The 18,066-nt window shown below is 51.8% G+C and carries 16 protein-coding genes; 8 read left to right on the top strand and 8 right to left on the bottom strand.

Annotated elements, in window-relative coordinates; translation table 11 throughout:
- Positions 1-78 precede the first annotated feature (78 nt).
- From purD to era, 7 genes are all read left to right on the top strand, one after another.
- On the top strand, positions 79-1,347 hold the full coding sequence (gene purD, locus IX84_RS29330) for a phosphoribosylamine--glycine ligase (protein WP_044229902.1): 1,269 nt from the start codon (positions 79-81) through the stop codon (positions 1,345-1,347).
- 15 nt (positions 1,348-1,362) lie between these two features.
- Positions 1,363-2,892: an alanine racemase gene (alr, locus tag IX84_RS29325; RefSeq protein WP_052516511.1), complete on the top strand. Its 1,530-nt coding sequence runs from the start codon at positions 1,363-1,365 to the stop codon at positions 2,890-2,892.
- 100 nt (positions 2,893-2,992) lie between these two features.
- Entirely contained in the window at positions 2,993-4,981 is a 1,989-nt protein-coding gene (locus IX84_RS29320) for a peptidylprolyl isomerase (RefSeq protein ID WP_044229899.1), read from the top strand.
- A 79-nt stretch (positions 4,982-5,060) separates the two neighbouring features.
- Entirely contained in the window at positions 5,061-5,915 is an 855-nt protein-coding gene (locus IX84_RS29315; RefSeq protein ID WP_044229894.1) for a hypothetical protein, read from the top strand.
- Between the two features lie 2 nt (positions 5,916-5,917).
- A complete protein-coding gene (locus IX84_RS29310; protein ID WP_052516510.1) occupies positions 5,918-7,288 on the top strand; it encodes a peptidylprolyl isomerase in 1,371 nt (456 codons plus the stop codon).
- Between the two features lie 90 nt (positions 7,289-7,378).
- Entirely contained in the window at positions 7,379-7,972 is a 594-nt protein-coding gene (locus IX84_RS29305; protein WP_044229892.1) for a hypothetical protein, read from the top strand.
- Between the two features lie 13 nt (positions 7,973-7,985).
- Positions 7,986-8,876, top strand: a complete 891-nt coding sequence (gene era, locus IX84_RS29300) for a GTPase Era (protein ID WP_044229890.1) — start codon at positions 7,986-7,988, stop codon at positions 8,874-8,876.
- 32 nt (positions 8,877-8,908) lie between these two features.
- Here era and IX84_RS29295 read toward each other — a convergent pair whose 3' ends face one another.
- From IX84_RS29295 to IX84_RS29285, 3 genes are all read right to left on the bottom strand, one after another.
- Positions 8,909-9,397 carry a DUF3368 domain-containing protein gene (locus tag IX84_RS29295; protein ID WP_044229887.1) on the bottom strand — a complete coding sequence of 163 codons (489 nt, stop codon included), beginning with the start codon at positions 9,395-9,397 and terminating at the stop codon, positions 8,909-8,911.
- A complete protein-coding gene (locus tag IX84_RS29290) occupies positions 9,381-9,635 on the bottom strand; it encodes a UPF0175 family protein (protein ID WP_044229883.1) in 255 nt (84 codons plus the stop codon). The genes IX84_RS29295 and IX84_RS29290 overlap by 17 nt, the downstream gene beginning before the upstream one ends.
- Positions 9,636-9,701: 66 nt before the next feature.
- Positions 9,702-10,016: a hypothetical protein gene (locus IX84_RS29285; protein ID WP_044229880.1), complete on the bottom strand. Its 315-nt coding sequence runs from the start codon at positions 10,014-10,016 to the stop codon at positions 9,702-9,704.
- Between the two features lie 35 nt (positions 10,017-10,051).
- Here IX84_RS29285 and IX84_RS29280 point away from each other — a divergent pair, with 35 nt between their 5' ends.
- The gene (locus tag IX84_RS29280) at positions 10,052-11,890 is read left to right on the top strand and encodes a right-handed parallel beta-helix repeat-containing protein (protein ID WP_044229877.1); all 1,839 of its coding nucleotides are present in this window, start codon (positions 10,052-10,054) and stop codon (positions 11,888-11,890) included.
- Here the strand turns inward: IX84_RS29280 and IX84_RS29275 are convergent.
- The 5 genes from IX84_RS29275 to IX84_RS31750 all read right to left on the bottom strand — a co-directional run bounded on the left by IX84_RS29275 (position 11,887) and on the right by IX84_RS31750 (position 17,982).
- Positions 11,887-12,756, bottom strand: a complete 870-nt coding sequence (locus IX84_RS29275) for a 5-oxoprolinase subunit C family protein (RefSeq protein WP_063978314.1) — start codon at positions 12,754-12,756, stop codon at positions 11,887-11,889. The two genes, IX84_RS29280 and IX84_RS29275, sit on opposite strands and share 4 nt — an antisense overlap.
- 3 nt (positions 12,757-12,759) lie before the next feature.
- The gene (gene pxpB / locus IX84_RS29270) at positions 12,760-13,389 is read right to left on the bottom strand and encodes a 5-oxoprolinase subunit PxpB (protein WP_044229874.1); all 630 of its coding nucleotides are present in this window, start codon (positions 13,387-13,389) and stop codon (positions 12,760-12,762) included.
- Positions 13,386-14,144 carry a 5-oxoprolinase subunit PxpA gene (locus IX84_RS29265; protein ID WP_044229872.1) on the bottom strand — a complete coding sequence of 253 codons (759 nt, stop codon included), beginning with the start codon at positions 14,142-14,144 and terminating at the stop codon, positions 13,386-13,388. Before IX84_RS29265 ends, pxpB begins: the two co-directional genes overlap by 4 nt.
- Positions 14,144-14,578, bottom strand: coding sequence for a hypothetical protein (locus IX84_RS29260; protein ID WP_044229870.1), 435 nt, complete (start codon positions 14,576-14,578; stop codon positions 14,144-14,146). Before IX84_RS29260 ends, IX84_RS29265 begins: the two co-directional genes overlap by 1 nt.
- Before the next feature lie 86 nt (positions 14,579-14,664).
- Positions 14,665-17,982 (bottom strand): T9SS type A sorting domain-containing protein, encoded by a 3,318-nt coding sequence (locus IX84_RS31750; RefSeq protein WP_052516509.1) that lies wholly within the window; start codon positions 17,980-17,982, stop codon positions 14,665-14,667.
- Positions 17,983-18,066 lie beyond the last annotated feature (84 nt).

Here is an 18,066-nt window from a genome sequence, read left to right as displayed (position 1 = left end):
AGTTGCACAAAAACGCAGTAAAAGTACTGTGGCATGGTTATCCGATAAGGGAAGAGTATATTTGCAAAAAAAGAACGCATGAATATTCTTTTGTTGGGCAGTGGCGGGCGGGAGCACGCTTTTGCCTGGAAGATGAGCCAAAGCCCGCTTTGTAAAGCTTTATTTATTGCGCCCGGTAATGCGGGTACGGCCCAACATGGGACCAATGTTGCCCTCAGCCCCAACGATTTTGAGGCAGTGGGTGCATATGTGCTCGAAAAGGAAATCAGTATGGTCGTCGTTGGCCCCGAAGAGCCACTCGTGCGGGGGATTTATGATTACTTCAAAGCAGACGATACCCTGAAGCATGTGCGTGTGATCGGGCCATCAGCGCTGGGGGCAAAGCTGGAAGGCAGCAAAGCTTTTGCCAAAGCATTCATGCAGCAGCGCGATATACCCACGGCGGCCTATGCCGAATTTACGCCGGAAACGCTGGAGGAAGGGCTTTCCTATATTGATCGTCAGGACCTGCCCATCGTCTTGAAAGCAGACGGCCTGGCAGCAGGCAAGGGCGTGTTGATTCTCAATGACCGGGCAGAAGCAAAAGCAGAGCTTAAGGCGATGCTCAGTGGAAAGTTCGGGGAAGCGAGCGAGCGGGTGGTCATTGAGGCTTTTCTGGATGGTATTGAGTTTTCTGTTTTTGTGCTTACTGATGGCAAATCCTATAAAATCCTGCCTATAGCGAAGGATTATAAGCGTATAGGGGAAGGCGATACCGGCCTGAACACCGGAGGCATGGGCGCCATCTCCCCGGTCCCTTTTGTGGATGATACGCTATTGAAGAAAGTTGAAAACTGGATTGTCAGCCCCACCCTTACCGGGCTTAAGGAACTGGAGGCACCCTACGAAGGCTTTATTTTCCTGGGGCTGATCAAAGTAGGAGAGGACCCTTACGTCATTGAATACAACTGCCGGATGGGGGACCCCGAAACGGAGGTAGTCTTCCCACGCCTTAAGAGCGACCTCGTGGAATTGCTGGCTGCTATAGGTGATGGCACCTTGGAAAGCAAAAAACTGGAAGTGGAAGAGCAAAGTGCCGCCACCGTCTTTTTGGTATCCGGCGGTTACCCGGAAGCCTATGAAAAGGGTAAAATCATCACGGGACTGGAGCAGGTAGAGGGCAGCCTGATCCTGCATGCCGGTACAAAAACCGAAGATGGGGCAGTGAAAACCAACGGTGGCCGCGTGCTGGCCCTGACTTCACTGGCAGGCAATTATAAAGAAGCTGTAAAGCAATCGCTGGAAAATGCCGCCCGCGTACAATTTGAAGGAAAATACTATCGTACGGATATTGGATTTGACCTGTAGCAGAAAGTTAGTTTGATGGGTCCGGTACAAGTGGAAATTATTGGAGGTGAAAACGGTAATGCTTATGCCCGGTTGCCAGCCGGTAGCCTGCCGCAGTTGCAGGGGCTGCTGCTCTATGCTCAGCAACGCCCGGCTTACGGTGGGCAATGTGTGCTGATGGGTGACCGGGAAGCGCTCCCCGAAAATTGGCAGTTACAGCTTCAGGATAGTACCGTGGACCAGATTATAGGCTGGGGGTTCAAGGAAGAGGTCAGCACGGGGCGTCCTTTTGTTGCGCTGAGCAGCCCTGCGGCAGCCCGCCAATACTTTGGCAGCCATCGTTTTTCGAATACTTTATTTCTTGTGTTTGCGGGTAGTGAGCCGGTATATAGCGACTTGTTGGGCTATTTAGGGGCGCCCCTGCATCAAGCCACACTGCTGGTAGACCTGGATGCCCTTTGCCATAATCTTGAGGTACACCGGTCGGCGTTGAAGCCGGGCATAGCGGTTGCCGTGATGGTCAAAGCCAATGCCTATGGTTCCGGTTTGATTGAAACGGGGAGGGCATTGGAGCGGGCAGGTGTGGATTATCTTACCGTTGCTTATGCAGATGAGGGGCTTCAGTTGCGCCGTGCCGGGGTGGAATGCCCAATTATGGTCCTGAATACGGAACTGGCTGCTTTCGGGCATTTGGTGCAGGGACGGCTGGAGCCTGTAATATACCAATACTCATTGCTCAGCGCGTTGGCTGCCCGCCTGGACGAATATCAGGTTGATATGTCAGTGCACCTGGAGTTCAACACAGGAATGAACCGCCTGGGTTTTGAGCCGGAAGAAGCTCAGGCCGTTGGTGATTTCATTTCAAGGCAAGCCCATCTCCGGGTAGCTACCACTTTTGCCCATCTGGCGGCAAGTGGTGCTCCGGAGCATGATCGTTTTACGGAGCAGCAGATGTTCAAATTTGCGGCAGCTTGTACTGAACTTGACCGTCACCTCGGCTATCGGCCCCGGCGCCACCTGCTCAATTCAGGAGGGGTTGCCCGTTTTCCGCAATACGATATGGACATGGTGCGTTTGGGGATCGGTGTTTACGGCGCAGATGAGACGAGCGTGCTGCAACCCAAACTGCAAACGGTCATGCAATTGCAGGCTTGTGTGTCGCAAGTTCGTACACTGCAACCGGGCGAGACCGTAGGGTACAGCCGGGCGGGGCAGTTGCCAGCTGGTGCAAGGGTTGCGACTCTTGGGATCGGCTATGCTGACGGGATGCCAAGGGCGCTCAGTCAGGGGCAGCATCAAGTGGTGATCAACGGGCAGCTGGCACCTGTTGCGGGCAACGTATGCATGGATATGTGCATGGCTGATGTAACGGGCATACCTGATGTGGCAGCTGGCAGCCTGGCTACCATTTTCGGGGTAGAACCATCTGTGGAGGTGGTGGCCCGGCGGCTAAAAACCATTCCCTACGAAGTTTTTACGAACGTGGGGACACGGGTGCGCAGAGTCTACCGGCAGACAGTTCGGAGGCATTCGGGAACAAGAGCAGCAGCTGCACCCCCGACTTAAACTAATAAGGAAGGCAGCAATATTTTTTAGGGTGCGGTATTTTGCTAATTTTGCGACGGTCTCCCCCAATGCGAGAAAATTTAAACAAAAACGATCATTCATGCTCAACCTAATGATTAAGCGCTTTTGGATGCTAATGGTAGCAGTAGTATGCCTACCCGGGCTTAGCTCCGGACAGGATGACCCTGTCCTGTTCACCATTGATGGCAAGCCTGTGCATCAGTCTGAGTTTGTGTACATCTATTCCAAAACCAATGGTAAGAATGCCGATTTTTCAGAAACTTCTCTGGAAGAGTATCTTGACCTGTACGTGAAGTTCAAGCTGAAGGTGGCCAAAGCCCGCGAAATGCAGTTGGATACCATTCCTGAACTGATGAATGAGCTTAATGGGTACCGCCGTCAACTGGCCGATTCCTACCTGATCGACAAGGAGGTAACAGAAAAGCTGATTAAAGATGCCTACGAGCGTTCTAAGCAGGATGTAGACATCAGTCATATTCTTGTATCCGTTAAGCCGGAAGCCACGCCGGAAGAAGTTGCGGCTGCAAAAGGTAAGCTGGAACGGGCTATGAAGCGTATTCAGGAAGGGGAGGACTTTGAAATTGTTGCCCGTTCTGTTTCTGATGATCAGTCTGCAAAGAACAATGGCGGCCGGATCGGCTACGTCTCTGTACTTTTCCCCAATGGTTTTTACGAGTTGGAGAAAGCTGCTTATGAAGTACCGGTTGGCAAACTAAGTGGGCCGATACGCACGGATGCAGGCTTTCATGCCTTGCTGGTGCATGACCGCCGGCCTGCCCGGGGAGAGGTAGAGGCCGCCCATATTTTGTTGCGCACAGATGTTGACGAAGAGGAGAGAATGGTTAAGGCCCGTATCGATAGTGCTTATCAGGCACTGGAAGCAGGGGCGGACTTTGACGCTATGGCGAAAGCTATTTCTGAAGACTCACGTACAGCCTCGAATGGTGGGTATATAGGGTTCTTTGGTATTAATCGTTTTTCCAAAGATTTTGAAGAGGCGGCATTTGGACTAAAGGAGGAGGGGAGCTATAGCAAGCCTGTCAAAACCAGTGTTGGCTGGCATATTCTTAAACTAATTTCCCGCAGGGCCATACAACCTTACAACATCGAGCGGGGTCGTTTAGAAAACGAGATTAAAAAAGATAATCGTTTTGAGCAGGCTAAAGCGGCTATGGTGGCTCAGATCAAGGAAGATGCCGGCTTGAAGGAATACCCGGAAGCACTCAGTAATTTCACGGAAACCCTGACGGATACGTTCCTGACTTTCCGCTGGCGAGCGCCGGAGACCCCTTCTGATGCTTTGTTGTTTCAGTATGGGCCTGATTTTCAGGTTACGGTAGGAGATTTTGCGGATTATTTGGAGCGTGCTTCCCGCGAGCGTATACGGATGGGCCGGGGAAAAGATGTAGCTTCAGCAGTAAATACGCTGTATGGCCAGTACCTCGACGAGAGCGCAATGCGATACGAAGAGAAACAACTGGAGGCGAAATATCCTGATTTTAAGGCACTGATGCGGGAGTACGAAGAAGGAATACTGTTGTTTGAAGCCACTAAGCGGCTGGTTTGGGACAAAGCATCTCAGGACACCGTAGGCCTCGAAAAGTTCTATGAAAAGGTTAAAGGCCAATACCGCTATGGTAACCGGGCGGAGACCAGTATTTACCGGGTTTCCAACGAGCTTAAAGATCAGATGGAGGACGTTCGTGCCTTCATCGCAAACAATGAGCCGGAAGCTGTGCTGGAAAAATACAATGGTCCGGATGCCACTTTCCCTCTGATTACGCATGAATCCAAAAACCTGGACAAAACCTTGTACCCGGAATTTAAAAGCATGGAGTGGAAGAAGGGCGCCATGTCGCAATCAGAGCCCAACCCGCAGGCACAAAAGTTCAAGATTGTAAAAATTGAAGCGCTGCTGGAGCCCCGGACGAAAACGCTTGATGAAGCACGCGGCTACGTGGTAGCAGATTATCAGGACTATTTGGAGGAGCAGTGGGTGGAAGAGCTACGTGAAACTTACGAGGTGGATATTAACCGCAAAGTATTCAAAAAGCTCATTAAGGAATAGGAGGTATGCTGCAGGTGCGAAAGCCGGGCGGGCCCTTCGCCGTCCGGCTTTCGCCGTTTTATTAGCCAAAAGACCGACAATGAGAAGGATAAGGTTTTCCGTGTTATTTCTGGGCGTATTGCTTGGCCTGTCCTCTTGCACAGCAGGGGATTGGGAAGCTCCTGCCGAAGACCAATTACTGGCTAAGGTCCATAACAAAGCGCTCTATATCTCTGATATGGAGGGTATGTTCCCGGAAGGTACCTCCGGCAAGGACAGTACCATCATCATTCAGATGTTTACCAACCGATGGATGCGGGAAGCGCTGCTGTTGCACGAGGCCGAGCAGAATATCCCGGGCGATCTGAATATCGACAAGCTGGTACGGGATTACCGGGCTTCGCTGATCCGGCATAACTACGAGAAGATACTGGTTCAGGAACTGCTCGACAGCACAGTGACCGACGAGCAACTGGCGGAATTTTATGAGCGCAATAAACAACAGTATCAACTCGAAACCCCCATCGTCCGTTGTTACTTTGTCAAGGTGCCTATGCCTGTGCCGGAAGCAAACGAGCTGCGGCAGTTGTGGAATAACAAACAGGAAGATCTGAAGCCACTGGTTGATTACTGTTCCCGGCACGCTGAGGCATATTTGCTGACAGACAGCATGTGGTACAAAGTGGAAGACATTGCCCGGGAGATGCCCAAGGGCACAGTAACTGCTGATAACATCAGCGCCAAGCAGGACTTTAGTCAGCGTGACGATGAGTACCAATACTATTTTAAGGTATTTGAGGTGAAGAACCGGAAAGACATCGCGCCGCTTTCGTATATTAAAGGTCAGGCCAGGAAGGTCATCCTGCGCAACCGGAAGGAAAAATTACTGGAAGATAAGATCGAAGCTATGTATCAACGGGAGCTTCGTCGCAATAACATCAAGACATATTACTGATTATGGATACAGCAATGAAATATTGGATTAGCGCTCTGTGCTTTTTGTTCATTGGAACGAACAGCTGGGCACAACGTGAGGTGATTGACAAGGTCGTTGCCACCGTTGGAGGGGAGCTGGTCCTACTCTCTGAAGTGGAGGAGCAGCGTGCACTAATGGCTTCGCAGCAGTCTAATCTGCCTGATGACATCCGCTGCGACATCATGGACCAGATTATGGCCAATAAGCTGTTGCTCAATCAGTCTAAGCTGGACAGTATCATGGTCTCAGATGAAGAGGTGGAAGTACAGCTGGATGCCCGTATTGAGCGTATCCTTGGTTTTATGAACAATGATGTAAACCAGTTTGAGGAATATTACGGGCAGTCGATCAATGAGGTTAAAGCGCAATTTCGGGAAGACCTGAAAAATCAGCTGCTTGTAGAACGTATGCGGGGTAACATTATGGCGAGTGTGACCGTGACGCCATCTGAGGTGAAGACCTTCTTCAACTCCATTCCAAAGGACAGCCTTCCTTATTTCAATTCTGAAGTGGAGATTGGGGAGATTGTATACAAACCCAAAGTGAATAAGGAAGAGCGGGAGCGCGCCGTCAACTTGCTGGAAGAACTGCGCGAGCGGATTGTGGAAGGAGGTGAGAGCTTCGCTGAGCTGGCCGGAAAGTATTCCGATGATGGTTCTGCCCGTGCCGGCGGTGATTTGGGCTGGGCCAAGCGGGGACGCTATGTGCCTGAATTTGAAGCGGCTGCCTTCCGGTTGGAAAAAGATGAAATCTCTCCGGTGATCGAATCTGAATTTGGCTTCCATATTATTCAAATGCTGGAGCGCCGGGGCAACTCTATACGGGTGCGCCACATCCTCATTAAGCCCGATATCACGGATGCCGACCTGGAGCTGGCCAGAAACCGCCTGGACAGCGTCCGCCACCTGGTGATGGACGATTCCATCAGCTTCTCTCTGGCCGTAAAGCGGTTTGGTAATGAAGATCAGCAGAGCTACAATAACGATGGGCGGATGGTGAACCCGGCGACTGGCAATACCTTCTTCGAAATCGGTGACCTGGACCCCGATATTTACTTCACGGTGGATACGATGGATGTGGGTGAGATTTCCGCCCCATTTATGTTCCGTGATCCAACCGGGGAGCGCTATTTTCGGGTAGTCCAGCTACAGTCCCGGTCCAGCCCGCACAAAGCGGACCTGAGAAAAGATTATTCCAAGATCCAGATGGCGGCTATCGAGGCTAAAAAAAGCGAGTTTATCAGCGACTGGGTGGGGGACAAGGTAGGGTCAACGTACATCGATATTGACCCGATCTTTAATGGTTGCCCGGTGTTAAGGAAGTGGACCGTCGATAAGACGGCAAGGCCCTGATTTTTGGCCGGGGAAAGGTGCTCCGGCCAAAACTTTATGCATTACTGTTCGTTGATTGCAGTAACAGAACATGCAAACTGCGAGAGCTATATGCACGATATAGAGCCTTACTACCGCTGGAGAGGGAAATATATTTCGGCTCATGATGAGCGCTCCCCATTCTATGGGCGGACCTACAGCGAATTTACCTTTTCCAATAAAGTCTACAATTACTTTATCCACCCGCAGTGGGATGAGTTTGGCTCGGATACGCTCTACCTGAAGGTCCTGTATGCCGATTATGATGAAGCATTCACTATTATTGAGCTGATAGGTGAGTGGAACGATGCCCTTTCCAATGATATCATGTACCTTAAACGCGAGGTGGTAGACCGCATGTCTGATCAGGGCATCTATAAGTACATTATGGTTTGCGAAAATGTACTCAATTTCCACGGCTCTGATGATTGCTACTACGAAGAGTGGTATGAAGACGTGGTGGAGGAAGGCGGCTGGATCTGCTTTGTCAATACCCTGCCGCATGTGAAAGAGGAAATGAAAGACACCCAATTGCATCAGTTTGTTAACTTTGGCGATGCATTTAATGACATCAACTGGCGCCCCCACAAGCCTAAACTGTTTTTCAAGGCTATGGATGCGCTGGTACACGGTGAACTTCAGCGGTATTTGCCGGAGGAGCTGTGATTAATATAACTACATGCATCAATCCGGATTCGTCAATATTATCGGCCGGCCCAACGTCGGCAAATCCACGCTCATGAATGCCCTTGTGGGCGAGCGTATGTCCATCATCACCAACAAGCCACAGACCACCCGGCACCGCATCATCGGCTTGGTGAGCGGGGATGATTATCAGGTGGTCTTCTCCGATACGCCGGGGGTAATTGAAGCGCCTTCCTACCGTATGCAGGAGTCGATGAACCAATTCGCCTTCTCTACCTTTGAGGATGCTGATATCATGATGTTCGTCACGGAACCGGGCGAGCATTACGCGGATGACGACCCAATTATTCAGCGCCTGCAAAACGTCAAAGTTCCGTTCTTTCTGGTGATCAATAAGATCGACACAGTGGATGACGGTAAGGTGCTGGAGTTGATAAAACTCTGGAATGACCGGATTTCCTTTACAGAGACTATCCCGGTTTCTGCGCTGCAAAAGGTCAATACAGAGCGCCTTATGGAAGTGGTTATGAAATACCTGCCTGAGGGTCCTGCCTTTTATCCAAAAGACCAGCTGACGGACCGGCCGGAGCGCTTCTTTGTGAGCGAGATCATCCGGGAAAAGATACTGTTGCTATACCAACAGGAGATTCCCTACTCCTGCGAAGTAATCGTCACCTCCTTTAAAGATGGGGAAACGAAAAAGGGCGAACCACTTGTACGGATCGGAGCGGAGATCTTCGTTGCCCGGAAAACCCAAAAGTCCATCATCATTGGCAAGGGCGGGAGCGCCATTAAGAAGCTAGGCATGGAAGCCCGCAAAAGTATTGAGGAGTGGCTGGAAAGCAAGGTGTTTCTGGAGCTGCATGTCAAGGTGAAAGATAACTGGCGGGATGATGAGCGTTCGTTGAAGCATTTTGGGTATTAAGTATCCAGGTAAGTCAAAAACGGTAAAGTTGATTAAAGCATTTTCTGCTCTTCCGCTAAGATTTTAGCGTATAAACTATCACTAATCCAAAATCCGATCCGCCTTAGTTTGTCCATTTCTTCCTGGACGGAGACAATTAAGTTATTGCTTCTTGCTTCTATTAAAACGCCAAGAGTACCTATGATTTTTATATTTTTTTCAAGAGCTATAAGTCTTCCCGCTTTTTCATCAATTAACAGGTAATCAGCAGAAAGTTCAATGCCCATAATAATGGCTTCTGATTCACCAATATCTAACCGGTCTAATAACTTACTAACTTCAGAATTGTCTTTAACTCGTTTAGGTTTGATCCATTTTTGTCGCAAATCTTCCTTTGAGACGATATTTAAATCCACGAGGATTTGCAGCTCGTCATAAACACTCTCAGGTATAACAACCTCTCCATAGAGACTTTGCAGAAGGTTCAACTTTCCTATCTGAACAAGGTTGCTAATGGCTGTGGTATCACTTACTACTATCATTGGTTGTCAACCCAAGCGTATCTAAATCTTTGATAAATTCTTCTTCGTCATAGGTAACCGGAATAGCTCTATTGGCAAGCTCCTTCAGAAAGAGAATTTTATTCATACCAGCAAACTGGCTAGCTTTTCCAGTGGAAAGCCTACCTTGCTCATATAACATAATTGCTATTTCTTTTCGGAGTTCTTCTTCACTCATGTGAACAAGCTCTAATTCGTTATCTTTAATAAGTAATGCCATAGGGTTACGGAAGATATGTTATATTATAGATAACGGATCGGATGGTTTTTTAGTTCTTTCTGGTGACTATCGCCTCACCTCATAATCTTTGCCAATCTCCACCTTATACTCCCGTATCGCCATCGCCTGATCATACTGCCGGGGATCAATGCCGGTTTCCAGTAGTTTTTCTATTGGAGCGCTGCAGCGGGCACAGGCACCTTCCACAATCACATCACCGGCAGGGTTAAGCCAGAATTTTTCCGGCAACACTGCGTTGTCTTCCTTTTGGCGGCAGGCCGGGCAGAAGACGTCCCTGAGCGCAGCGGCGTAGCGGGGTTTGAAATTCCTGCCCATAATCAGTTGCAGGTCCTCTTCGGTGATGGAAATATCGACGTACATATGGCTTTTATTATCTTCGGAGCAAATCTGCGTTTATGAAAAGCTATGTATACAACGGTCTGGTCTTCGTATGGTTTGCGATGGCAATGGTGGCTTGCAGCCCTGATGTATCCAAAATTGAGCCCGGTATGGTCATCACACAGTCCACCAGCTTTGAGGCAGACACCCTGGTCTTGCCAAGCGATACGCTGGGCCGCCCGGTCCTCGTAATAGAAGGGGAGGGGCTCACGGTTGACTTTGGGGGCACCCTTCTTCGGGGGAGTTTGGCGGATAGCCTGCCTGATACCTTCACCGGCCTGTCGGTACTCGTGCGCAACAGCAAAAATGTGACCATCCGCAACCTGCACGCCCGGGGGTATAAGGTCGCCCTCATGGCGGAAAATACCGACAGCCTTTTGCTGGAAGACTGCGACTTCAGTTACAACTACCGGCAGCGTATGAAAAGCACCCCGGAGGCTGAAGACCTTAGCGACTGGCTCTATTACCACCACAACGAATCGGACGAATGGCTGCGCTATGGGGCTGCGGTCTACCTTAAAGGATGCGATGCGGCTACGGTACGCCGCCTCCGCGTCACCGGCGGGCAAAACGGGCTGATGATGACAAACTGCAACAACGGTACGTTTTACAACAACACCATTCACTTCAATTCCGGTATTGGGATTGGGTTGTACCGAAGCAGCCACAATCGTGTGATGCACAACCGGCTCGACTGGAATGTGCGCGGCTTCAGTTATGGGGTGTACAGCCGGGGACAGGACAGCGCTGGTATTTTGTGCTATGAGCAAAGCTCGAATAACGTTTTCGCCTACAACTCTGCCACACACTCCGGAGACGGATTCTTCCTTTGGGCAGGGCAGCATACGATGGATACGGGCGAGGGCGGCTGCAACGACAACATCATCTTTGGCAACGACTTTTCCCATGCGCCCACCAATGGCATCGAAGTGACCTTCAGCCGCAATATTATAGCAGAAAACCGGCTGGAAGAGTGCCGCTATGGTATTTGGGGCGGCTACAGTTACGAAAGCCTGATGTGTGCCAATACCCTCAGCAACTGCGATTATGGCATCGCCATTGAGCATGGGCAGGACAATACCATTTTGTACAATAGCTTTGATAGCTGCGAGGTTGGGGTTAAGTTATGGGAACGGGCAAAGCAGCCCGAAGACTGGGGTTATGCACAACAGCGGGAGGTAGAAAGCAGGGACTACCGCATTCAGCACAACCTTTTTTACAAGACAACGGTACCGCTTGCCATTGCTGGTACGGACCGCGTTGCCATCAATGATGACAATCAGTTTTATGCTTTCCAAACCTTACTAAAGGCAGAGCAGCCGAACGACCGCCTTGTACTGGTGAAAAACCGGATTGGCGAGGGTAGTCTTGGAGATGCTGCGCCCTTTGCCCGGGATAATCCCCCGGCAACGCTGCCTGCACCCAATGATGGCCGTGACCTGGTAAAGGCTATGCCGGAGCAAGCGCCCCTTGAGAAATACCGGCCCGAACCCTTATCCGATGGGATGGACGCTCTGCTTCCGGAAGCGCATCTGCGAGGCAGGAAGTATATACTGGTCACTGAGTGGGGCCCTTATGATTTTCGCCGCCCTGTGGTGTGGAAGCGGGCTGCGGATGAAGAAACGATGACCTTTTTGCTGCTCGGGCCACAGGGCAACTGGCGCCTTACCGGAGGGGAGGGCTTTACCCGGGTGACGCCAAAAACGGGCACCTTCCCCGCTACCGTCACCGCCCGGATAGATCCTGACGCTACCGGTTATGCTCTTGATTTTGAGTTTGTAGGAGAAGCGGTTACTACGGAGTTTGGCAAGCATTTGAAGCGGGGCGCAGGCGTTTCCTTTCATTGGAGGAATTAAACGTGAAGCCTGAATTGAACCTGATCTCCGGGGCGGCATTGTGCCAGTATGGGTAAGTCGTTGGTGGAGACCTGTGCAATCCGCAGGTAGCCACCGGTCGTCTGTGCATCCGCCATCAGGATAATGGGCTGGCCAGAGGGCGGGACTTGCACTGTTCCCGGCAGCACAGCAGAAGAAAGGAGCCCGGGCAGGTGTTCTGCTTCCGGTAATTGTTCTTTTAGGCGCAGCCCCATCCGGTTGGAATCTTTGCTTAGGGTAAAGGGCTGAGTCAGGAAGGACTGCCTGGCTGAGTCGGAAAAAGCCCCCCACTCCGGCCCGGGAAAGACCCTGACTTCACAGATTTTTGGAAAAATGGGGTGATCCTGTGGCGGAAACTGCCGGATTTCGATATTCGGAGTGTTCTGAATCTTCAAAAGCTGGCCAGGTTGCAGTTGGCTATCTGGTGTAAGCACCTCAGACTGATAAGGTGGCGGGCTGCAACTGCCCAGCCATTTTTGTACCCGCCAATCACCTCGGATGGCGAGATAGGTACGGCAACCCTGCTTCATGCTTCCGATATTAAGAATGGCCTCAGGAGATACATTTACGGTAGTGTAACGAGGCATGGGATGCCCATTTAGGGTAGGGCGGACCAATGCTCCCGTCAGCGCAATCTGTGCCGGACCGAGAAAGCGGAGCCGTGGGCCCAGGAGTGTGCTTTCCACCACCGGCGTGCCAAGAGGATTGCCCACCAATTGGTTGGCCAGGGCTGCGGATTGCCGGTCCATGGCACCACCCAAAGGCACGCCTTGTGACTGATAGCCGGGACGCCCTTCATCCTGTAGCGTATCAAACAATCCGGTCGATATGATTTCTACTTCCAGCATAGGTCAGACCGGTTTGAAAATGACAGTATCGCCGGGGCGCAGCAGGAAGGGATCCTCAGATTCGGCATCAAATACTTTTAGGGAGGTTTGCCCAATGATTTGCCATCCGCCCGGTGCTTCAAAGGGATAAATGCCAGTTTGTGCCCCGGCCAGCCCAACGGCTCCAGCGGGGACGGACTGCCGGGGTGTTTGTTTGCGTGGGCAGTGGAGGGCTTCCGGCAATGGGCCCAGATAGGGAAAGCCCGGTAGAAAACCAATCAGGTAAACCCGGTAGGGACGATTGCTGTGCAGGCTGATGAGCTCCGGTTCGGAAAGGCCGGTGCGCTGTGCGACTTCCGGCAGATCGGCGCCATTGTAATCCACCGGGATTTCGAGGGTACGCCCGGCATGCCGGGTAGATGGTTCGGGGATTTTTAAAGCCTGGATTTTTTCAGCCAGTGTATCGAATGCAATTTGCATAGGATTGAACACCACGGTAAGGGAGCAGTAGGCCGGAATACTGTACTCCACACCTTTGATAGCCGCTTGCTCAATGGCTTGCTGCCAGGCATGCACTTTGGCATTTAGCTCCGGGTCTATGCGTTGCTCCCAGTTGATGAGCAGCGCACGGTCGCCAAAGGGTTGGAGGGTCATAGGTTGCCTTTTTGAATGCCCGATTGCCGGAAAAAGTGGTCGAGTGCCTGCAGTATGGGTACAGCCATGGGGTTATCTCCGTGTATGCAGAGGCTATCGACCTGAAGAGGCAGGCGGGCACCGGTATTGCTGGTGACCATCCCTTCCATCAGGATTTGGCGGACTTGTTCGACGACTTTAGCAGGGTCGCGGAGGACTGCCCCTGATTGCTTTCTGCTCAGCAACTGCCCGTCGGCGGCATAGCGGCGGTCGGCAAAGCCTTCCCGGATATAGCCCAAACCGGCATCGCTGGCAGACCGGGCAAGTGCAGAATCAGGTAGCCCCATCACTTGTAAATTAGGGTCAATGGAATGGAAGACCGCCACAGCGAGCTGAGCCTGCCTTTCATCCCTGCAGAGTGTGTGGTACAGCGCACCGTGGGGTTTGACATACGACAATTGCCCACCGAGACTTTCCACCATACCTTTAAGGGCACTGACCTGATAACGGAGCATCGCCTGTAGCTCCGCTTCCGGTAACTCCATAGGCATCCGGCCAAAGTTTTCCCGGCCGGGGTAGGAGGGGTGGGCACCGATGCGTAAGCCATGTTTTAGAGCCTGCCGGATAGCCTTTTCCATGTAGACCGGGTCTCCACCATGGAAACCGCAGGCGATATTGCAGGAGGACAGGTAGGGAAAGATCTCCGCTTCGTGCGGGAAGCGTTTGGTGCGGGTGCTTTCGCCCAGGTCGGCGTTAAGGTCTGCCGCATGCCGCATCAGTCCCTCTTTTGAAAACGGTAGCCAAAGTTGAGTTTCGCATAGGGCAATGGCAGGCCTCCATCCGAGAGTGAACGCCCGATACCAAAGCCCACATCAAAGAGTAACCCCCTTTCAGAAACAGTCTTATAACCAAAGGTAAAGCCTGGCCCGACACCTAATTCCGTAGCCCCTCCAACGAAGATGCCGATGTTGAATCCATCGTAGCCCCGTTTGGGATTTAGGTAGTAACGGCCATTCAGGTTGGCAACAGCACCACCTTCAATTGCCAGGAGATAGCCTTCGAGCCCAATGTAATCAGCGACGGGGACTTCTACTGTCCCAACAAAGGCTGGAATCAGCAGGCCAAATGGCGAGATACTGACATCAGTTTGTGCACTAAGGAGGCTTTTGGAAGCGGTAAATAAGACAATAACCAGGATTAGTTTTCGCATGATAAATGGTTTGAATTTTGGGGTTTATGTAAATCAAACAAAGGATAACAGCGACCTTTTAGCCAGCCTCTGTTATCCTCTGTATTTTATTGCTTAACAGCTTTAAACAGCCTGGGCAGTTCTTCATGCTCAAACCGTAAAAAGTAAGTGCCGGCTGGCAGGTCATACAAAGATACAATGCCGCGGGTAATTTCGCCATAGTTGACCAGCCGGGCATGCCGTACCGTCTGTCCTGAGGTATTGATAATCCGGACAGGCAGGAAATTAGTATTGTCCAGTCCGCGGATTTCCACCTGCACAAAGCCATCGGTTGGGTTAGGATAAAGCTTCACTTCTTTTCCGAAGAAGGTGTGACTAAGGGAAGAGGTCATCTCGACCATTACCAGCAGGCTTTGCTCACACCCTGCTCCGTCGCGTACCCTGATCGTATAGTTACCGGGGGCTAGCCCTTCAAATAAATTACTGTCTTGAAGGGTGCCATTGCCAATTTGGTAAGTCAGGTCGCCTTGCCCGCCGTTTACATTGACCAGAATACTGCCGTTTGGCTGGCCCTCGGTAGCATTAGTAACCTCCGCCGACAGCTCAAGGGCGCAGGTTGCCAGGGTCACAATTGTATCTGCCAGGCAGCCATTGACATCCCGGCCCACACACTCGTACGTTCCGCCGGGGAGATTAGAAAATACCGGACTGCTCTGGAAAGTGTCTCCGCCATTGATACTGTATTCAAAGTTCTCTATTCCGTTGGAGAGGTTGAGGATGATGCTGCCGTCCTCTGCACCAGGCGCAGACTCATTAACTATTGATGGGTCAATGGAGAGGAGGCAGCTGAAGGTTGCGCAGAAGGTACGCTGTGTCTGTGTGCCAAAGTTGATGTCGTCCCCAAGTTGGGCAAGGATGTTTCCTTCTCCATCAACGATTTCAAAATCACCGGCAGGTGGGCCGATCAGGCCGTCGCCCCAGCTGTCATAGAGGATAAACAGGTAACAGGCATCTGGCAGGCAAAATTTGGCTTCTTCCAGCGTGATTTGTTCCTCATAGGGCCCTCCTTCGGCGATAATATTACCCATAAGGTCACGGATTTCCCAAGAGGTTTCCTCCGGATAGGAGTCTGTCAGCAGGCGCACGGTAACTTCCTGCCCATCGAGTACCGCTTCAAACTGTATTTCCCGGCTGTCGTTGGTCTGATTTTCGTCATTGACCTCATTGGGGAAGCCCACGCTTACGGCAAATTCGTTGATGCCGTTGTTAAGTGGTGAAAGCTCAATAACGATGGTTTCTGTGGCTCCGGGAGCCAGACTGCCTTCCCATTCGATATCATCACCAATCATTCCATTTAGCCCGGTGGAGATAAAGGCAGAGAAGAGGGTATCCACGCCGGCATTCTGAATGACAATCTCAACCAGGGCTGAGGTGTCGCAGACATTCTGCTCAAGGCCCAGCACTTCGGCAATGGCGACATCATTACGGGGGAGCTGTTCTACCTGCACCCGGAGGGTATCGTTAAAGTTAGCGGTATCCAGCGGGTGGCTGGTGAAAAGCAGAAAATCATAAGAGTCGATCGGCGTCATATTTACGGTTTCCGCAAACGTATGAAGGTACACGCTGTCTGAGGCGAGCGTATCCATAATGGTATCGGTGAAAACCATACCGTTTTCAAACTGGAAGCCTACGGTGTAGCCAGACATAGGCTTGTAGCCAAAATTCCGCACGGCTACCTGCACCGGTTCTGCATCAGTGAGGTAGCCGGAGGACTGCGGTGAGGTGAGGGCTTGGATACCCACATCGTTGGAGTCCCGGCGGAGCTTTGCAGACATGATTTTGGTACTCCAAAGCCCATCCGGCCCCATGTATTCGCCGGTGAACCAGAAATCGGTACCGGTCAGGGGGTCAATGGCCATAGCCGCATAGTCTCCCCAGCGGGCACCATTCTGTGAGCTGAGCCCTTCGGCAAATTCGTATTCTTCCACCGTCATGATGCCCAGGGGGTCTCCGTTGAGGCGGCCGGTGTAACGCAGGGAGAGGTCCCGGGTGGGCCCGCCAACAGAATAGGCCATGAGGATGTTGCCGTTGAAATCCATGGAAATACCACCGGCAAACCGGCTTAACCCGTCATCTTTACTGTAGGTGCCTTCCTGGTAAATGGACCAGTCACTGTTGCCGCTCTTCCGGAGCTCCATCCAGCGCAGCCCCGCCCGGTCCATGCCGTCTACATCCACCGCGAAATGAAGGAGGATGGATTCGTGGGAGCCGAAGTTGAGGTAGGGCACCCGATGGAGAATGATGTCCTTAAGGCCGTCCACCAGTTGCCCGTTCGGTTGTTCTATGCAGTCAAAGAAGCTTCCGTTGGGGCAGATTTCAGCATCAAAGGGCGCCCCAACCATATCTGAGGGGCCAGACACAAAGTTGGCGGCATCATCTGCCCAGTCGAGGTGGACTTCCCACAATTCCACTTTATCCTGCCCGCCATCCCAGGCATCATCGTACATTCTTACCACGTAGCCAGGTGCATCAGTAGGTGGAGGATTGTTGCCGTCCCAGTCTACCGGGGTAGCGACCTGGAAACCTCCGCCGGGAAATTTTGGGATGCCCAGGCGCTGCACACCGGGTTCGGCTCCCTGAAGCATGGCTCCGCGCTCCAGGGCATAGATCGGCACATTATCATCAGAAGGCTCGTTGGTGGTGACGAGGTAGGCGTTATGCCAAATGGAATACTTGGGATAATCCGGGAAGCTTGGCGTTTGAAAGCGGTAGGCATACCACTCGCCCGCCGGGTCATCCGTCACTGAGACAGCCACGAGGAGGGCATTGCCCCCAAAATCCTGGAATTCCGAGATCATCCACCGTTCTGCGGCATGGTCCCAGAGCACGATGGGGTCGCCGAGGCCGGAAACACCAAACTCGGCCCAAAGTGCAGAGAGTGAAGGTAGGTTAAGGGTCAGGTTACCCTCAAGGTCATAGACGCGCAAAGTAGCCCCTCCGCTGGAGTTAGCCATTTGGATGTAGTGCTTGCCATTGAGGTCGCCGCAGGGGTCTGGAGGGGTAATTCCACCGGAGGCTGGCCGGTCGATGCCTTCGAATACGATCGACGGCTCCACCATCAGGTTTTGGCTGCGTAGTTGCTGGGCTTCGAATCTGGGGTCAGGGCCCTTAGGTAGTGCCGTAGCTGCGGCGTTGCGCGGAATATGCTGGCGCTGGGTGAAGTTTGGGATTTCCTTTGGGATCACCTTGCGAAGTTTAGCCTTTCCGGTGCGGTCCCGGCTGAAGTCAGCAAGTTCTGTAAGGGCAGGGCTTTTGCCTAAAAATTCAGCAGTGCTCCGCTCGGCGGGGAAAGTACGTTGCTGAGCCGTTAATAAGGCGGGGATGCTAAGGATTAGCAAAAGTAGGGTTGTAGTCCGGTTTTTCATTATTCTTCCGATGGTTTTGAGTGGGCAAGCGCAGTAGTATATGGTTCGCTTTTCCCTGTTTTAAGACCTGAATATAGCAGATTG

The organism is Phaeodactylibacter xiamenensis (assembly GCF_000759025.1).
In the GTDB taxonomy this organism is placed as follows: domain Bacteria; phylum Bacteroidota; class Bacteroidia; order Chitinophagales; family Saprospiraceae; genus Phaeodactylibacter; species Phaeodactylibacter xiamenensis.
Note: the sequence above shows the minus strand (reverse complement) of the source record. Positions and strands in the feature narration are given on the sequence as shown.